Below are 5,192 nucleotides of genomic sequence, written 5' to 3' on the forward strand. Positions count from 1 at the left end.
GCCGTTGCGACTACTCTTGCCGTCATGGCTAATAAGACCGTCGCCCGCTCCGGGAACCGAACGAGCAGGTCTAGGGCCAATTCGAAGGCCACTTCGCGAGGAGGGTCCCGGCCCAAACGGCCGGCGCCACCCCGCGGCAGGGGCGGCAGGCCGGCCAAGCGGCGCAACCAGTCGCTGCTTGTCGCCACGGGGCTGACCTGCGGGCGGGCTCTGCGCGCCACCTGGCTGATGGCGGCCAGGGGTACCGGCGGCGCTGCCCGGTCGATCGGGCGGGCGCGCGAGATCGAGCCGAGGCATCGTCGCGACGGGATCGCGCTGCTGCTGCTGGCGGTGTCCGTCGTCGTCGCCGCGAGCTCGTGGTTCGACGCCGCGCGGCCAGTGGGCGCGTGGGTCGACACGCTGTTACGCACCTTCATCGGCGCCGGGGTCCTGGCCCTGCCGGTCATCACCGCCGCGGTGGCGGTGACGCTGATGCGGACCGAGCCCAACCCGGACGCGCGGCCCCGACTGATCCTGGGCGCCAGCCTGATCGCGCTTTCGGTTCTCGGGCTGCGGCATTTGTGGTCCGGTTCGCCGGAAGACCCCGAGACGCGGCGCCGCGCGGCGGGATTCGTCGGCTTCGCCATCGGGGGGCCGCTGTCGGACGGCCTGACACCCTGGATCGCCGCGCCGCTGTTGTTCATCGGCGCGCTGTTCGGCCTGTTGTTGTTGACCGGGACCACCATCCGCGAGCTGCCCGACGCGGTGCGCTCGATGTTCGGCGGGCGACTGCTCGGCGATGACGAGGAAGCCGACTACGACGACTACGACGACGAACCGGTCGCCGACGGCTACTACGACGAAAGCGCGCTGGACCCCGCGGATGAGCCGCAGGACTGGCCGACGCCGGACTCCGTCGCAGACCTCTCCGTGGACCAGGACGAAATCCCCACGGTGCCGGAACCGGCGCTGGAAAACGCGGACGAGACCACGGCGCGCGGCCGCAAGCGCGGCAAGCAGAAGCCGACCGAAATCATCGACCGGGTCGTCGAGGGTCCCTACACGCTGCCGCCGATAAGCCTGCTCGTCGCAGGAGATCCGCCGAAGAAGCGCAGCGCCGCCAACACCGCCATGGCCGACGCCATCGGCGAGGTGTTGACGCAGTTCAAGGTGGACGCTGCGGTGACCGGCTGCACCCGCGGGCCGACCGTCACGCGCTACGAGGTCGAGCTCGGGCCGGGCGTCAAGGTGGAGAAGATCACCGCCCTGCAGAAGAACATCGCCTACGCGGTCGCCACCGAGAGCGTTCGCATGCTGGCGCCGATCCCCGGCAAGTCGGCCGTCGGCATCGAGGTGCCCAACACCGACCGCGAGATGGTGCGGCTGGCGGACGTTCTGACCGCGCCGTCGACCCGTCGCGACCACCACCCGTTGATCATCGGGCTGGGCAAGGACATCGAGGGCGAGATGATCTCCGCCAACCTCGCCAAGATGCCGCACCTGCTGGTGGCCGGCTCGACCGGATCCGGTAAGTCCAGCTTCGTCAACTCCATGCTGGTGTCGTTGCTGACCCGGGCCACGCCCGAGGAGGTCAGGATGATCCTGATCGACCCGAAGATGGTGGAATTGACGCCGTACGAAGGCATTCCGCATCTGATCACCCCGATCATCACCCAGCCGAAGAAGGCCGCGGCCGCGCTGGCGTGGCTGGTGGAGGAGATGGAGCAGCGCTACCAGGACATGCAGGCCTCCCGGGTGCGCCACATCGACGACTTCAACACGAAGGTGCGCAGCGGTGAGATCACCGCGCCGCTGGGCAGCCAGCGCGAGTACCGGCCGTACCCGTACGTGGTGGCCATCGTCGACGAGCTGGCCGACCTGATGATGACCGCGCCACGCGACGTCGAGGACGCGATCGTGCGTATCACCCAAAAGGCCCGTGCCGCAGGCATTCACCTGGTGCTGGCCACCCAGCGCCCGTCGGTCGACGTTGTCACCGGCCTGATCAAGACCAACGTGCCGTCCCGGTTGGCGTTCGCGACGTCGTCGCTCACCGACAGCCGGGTGATCCTCGACCAGGCCGGCGCGGAGAAGCTGATCGGCATGGGTGACGGCCTGTTCCTGCCGATGGGCGCGGGCAAGCCGTTGCGGCTTCAGGGCGCCTTCATCACCGACGAGGAGATCCACGCCGTCGTCAACGCCTGCAAGGACCAGGCCGAGCCGGAATACACCGACGGCGTCACCACCGCCAAGCCGACGGGCGAGCGCACCGACGTCGACCCCGACATCGGCGACGACATGGATGTGTTCCTGCAGGCCGTCGAGCTCGTGGTGTCCAGCCAATTCGGCTCCACATCGATGCTGCAGCGCAAGCTGCGCGTCGGCTTCGCCAAGGCCGGCCGCCTGATGGACCTGATGGAGACCCGCGGCATCGTCGGGCCGTCCGAGGGATCCAAGGCGCGCGAGGTGCTGGTCAAGCCCGACGAGCTGGCGGGAACGCTGGCGCTGATCCGCGGCGGGGCCAACGCCGACGGATCCGAGGACGCCGAGGACTGAACCTGCGGACCTTGGCGCTCAACAGCCGCCAAGGCCCTTTGCCCCGCGAACGGCACTGTTGTATTCCCGCGGAGCCGGTTGTTACGTTGGCGAAGGCTTACCCAGAATTCGTGGCCGGTCGTTCCCCGGATCGAGAGGGAAGTTAAACGGCTCGCCCGCAACAAGCGGTGCGCCTGCCGGGCGTGGGTAGGCCAACGAGCAAGCCGAGCGAATTCGCTGGATAAGCGAATGGCGCGAGTGGGATTCCGGCAGCCGGTCCCCAACCAGGACTTCGAGTAGCTGCGGACGATTCGGCAGACCCGCTCGCTTGGCCGGCTTGTGCAGGGAAACCGACCCGGCTGGAGGCTCGAGCATGACCAATGTGGAAGCGCCACAGAGCGTAGTCGGCATCAGCGCGGACGCGGGTAAGCACTTGACGGGCGCCGTGGTCATAGTGGCGCTCGTCGCGGCGATTTCGGGCATGCTCTACGGCTACGACACCGGCGCCATCTCCTGGGCTCTCTTGCAGCTCACCCATGACTTCGGCATCACCGAGGGCTGGAAGCAGGTGATCGCCGGCAGCATTTTGCTCGGCGCCGTCATCGGGGCATTGACCTGCAGCGTGCTGTCCGATCGTCGGGGCCGGCGCGGGACACTGTTGATGCTGGCGGTGGTGTTCGTTGTCGGCGCGCTGTGGTGCGCCCTTGCGCCCGACCCCGTTCTGCTATCGCTGGGACGGCTGGTGCTGGGCTTCGCGGTGGGCGGGGCGACGCAGACGGCGCCGATGTATGTCGCTGAGCTCTCGCCGCCGGCCTACCGGGGACGGTTGGTGCTCTGCTTCCAGATCGCCATCGGGGTGGGCATTCTGACGTCCACCATCGTCGGCGCCTGCGAGTCGGTCTCCTGGCGGTGGCCGATCGGAACCGCCTGCGTACCCGCGGCGATCATGCTGTGGCTGTTGCTGCGCCTCCCGGAAAGTCCGCGCTGGCTGGTCAAGCAAGGCGATCGAAACGCGGCACGAGCCGAGCACGTCCGTCCCGACGGCTACGACGTGGGCGCCGAGCTGGACGAGGCTGCCGAACTCGCGCGCGTGGAACTCACGGCCAGCACCCGCGGGTGGCGCGGGCTGCGCGCCGGCTGGGTGCGGCCAGCCCTGGTCCTGGGTTGTGGCATCGCGGTATTCACCCAGCTCAGCGGCATCGAGATGATCATCTACTACTCGCCGACCATTTTGACCGGCGCCGGCTTTTACAGGTCTGTGGCTCTACAGGTGTCGGTGGGCTTGGGTGCGGTGTACCTGATCGCCCAGCTGATCGGGTTGAGCATCATCGATCGGGTCGGCCGGCGCCGGCTCACCCTCATCATGGTGCCGGGTGCGGCGCTGAGCTTGTTCGTGCTGGGCCTGCTCTTTGTCACCACCGACGCCGGTCGCGATGTGATTCCCTACATCGTCACCTGCCTGATGGTCTTCATGCTTTTCAACGCCGGCGGTCTGCAGCTGATGGGCTGGCTGACCGGCTCGGAGACCTACCCGCTGGCAGTGCGGCCCGCGGCCACCGCAGTGCAGTCGGCGACGCTGTGGGGTACCAACCTGCTCATCACGCTGACGATGCTGTCGCTCATCAACGCGATCGGGGTCGGGCCGTCGATCTGGCTCTACGCGTTGTTCAACGTGGCGGCCTGGATCTTCGTCTTCTTCCGAATGCCCGACCTCACCGGTAAGAGCCTGGAAGAGATCGAAGGCAAACTGGCCGAAGGGAATTTTCGACCGTCAGACTTCGCGCGCTGACTAGAGCCGCAGCAGCATCCGCGAATTGCCGAGAATGTTCGGCTTGACGTAGCTCAGGTCCAGGAACTCGGCGACACCGATGTCGTACGAGCGGCACATCTCCTCGAACACCTCGGCGGTGACCGGCGTGCCCTCGATCTCGGTGAAGCCGTGCCGTCCGAAGAACTCGGTCTCGAAGGTCAGCACGAAGAGTCGCTTCAGCGCCAACTCGCGGGCGACTTCCAGGAGCCGGTCGACGATCGTGTGGCCGATGCCGTGGCCGGTCATCGCGGGGTCGACCGCGACCGTCCGGACCTCGCCGAGGTCGGCCCACATCACGTGCAGTGCCCCACAGCCGACCACTTTGCCCTCGTGTTCGGCCACCCAGAACTCCTGGACGGCCTCGTACAGCGTCACCAGGTTCTTTTCCAGCAGGATCTTTCCGGCGTACGTGTCGACGAGTCGTTTGATGTCGGGAACGTCGGACGTTCGCGCGCGTCGGACCACCGCCCGGTAGGCCTGCGAACTTTCGGTCACGGGTAACAGTATCGACATCAATCACGGGTCCGCTGGTCAACCGTTATTCTGTTGCCGTGTCGGGGCAGCCGCAGACAGGTCCACTAACGGGACCGCAAGGCCGCGCCAATATCGCCAATCTCGCCAACACCTTGACGCTGTTGCGGCTGGTGATGGTGCCGATCTTCCTGCTCGCTCTGTTCGCGGGCAGCGGCCACGAAAGTGCCTTTCGGATCGTGGCATTCGCGATTTTCGCACTCGCGTGCATCACCGACCGGCTGGACGGGCTGCTGGCCCGCAACTACGGGATGGCCACCGAATTCGGTGCTTTCGTCGATCCGATCGCGGACAAGACGCTGGTCGGGTCGGCGCTGATCGGGCTTTCGATGCTCGG

At 67.1% G+C, this 5,192-nt stretch carries 4 protein-coding genes; 3 read left to right on the forward strand and 1 reads right to left on the reverse strand.

Features of this window, described 5'->3' with window-relative positions:
• Together JOZ00_RS04405 and JOZ00_RS04410 are read left to right on the forward strand one after the other, a co-directional pair.
• The coding region (locus tag JOZ00_RS04405) for a DNA translocase FtsK (protein ID WP_293340168.1) at positions 1–2,535 on the forward strand (2,535 nt) is incomplete at its 5' end.
• A gap of 352 nt (positions 2,536–2,887) precedes the next feature.
• Positions 2,888–4,303, forward strand: a complete 1,416-nt coding sequence (locus JOZ00_RS04410; RefSeq protein WP_293340171.1) for a sugar porter family MFS transporter — start codon at positions 2,888–2,890, stop codon at positions 4,301–4,303.
• Here JOZ00_RS04410 and JOZ00_RS04415 read toward each other — a convergent pair whose 3' ends face one another.
• Positions 4,304–4,819: an amino-acid N-acetyltransferase gene (locus JOZ00_RS04415; RefSeq protein WP_293340174.1), complete on the reverse strand. Its 516-nt coding sequence runs from the start codon at positions 4,817–4,819 to the stop codon at positions 4,304–4,306.
• 56 nt (positions 4,820–4,875) lie between these two features.
• Here JOZ00_RS04415 and JOZ00_RS04420 point away from each other — a divergent pair.
• Positions 4,876–5,192: CDP-alcohol phosphatidyltransferase family protein (locus JOZ00_RS04420; protein ID WP_293340177.1), on the forward strand; the 317-nt coding region annotated here is incomplete at its 3' end.

This window comes from Mycobacterium sp., from assembly GCF_019243155.1.
GTDB lineage: Bacteria > Actinomycetota > Actinomycetes > Mycobacteriales > Mycobacteriaceae > Mycobacterium.

What these genes read in the sequence shown, in the direction of transcription:
- JOZ00_RS04410 (WP_293340171.1), top strand. Translation starts at nt 2,888, where the DNA reads ATGACCAATGTGGAAGCGCCACAGAGCGTAGTCGGCATCAGCGCGGAC.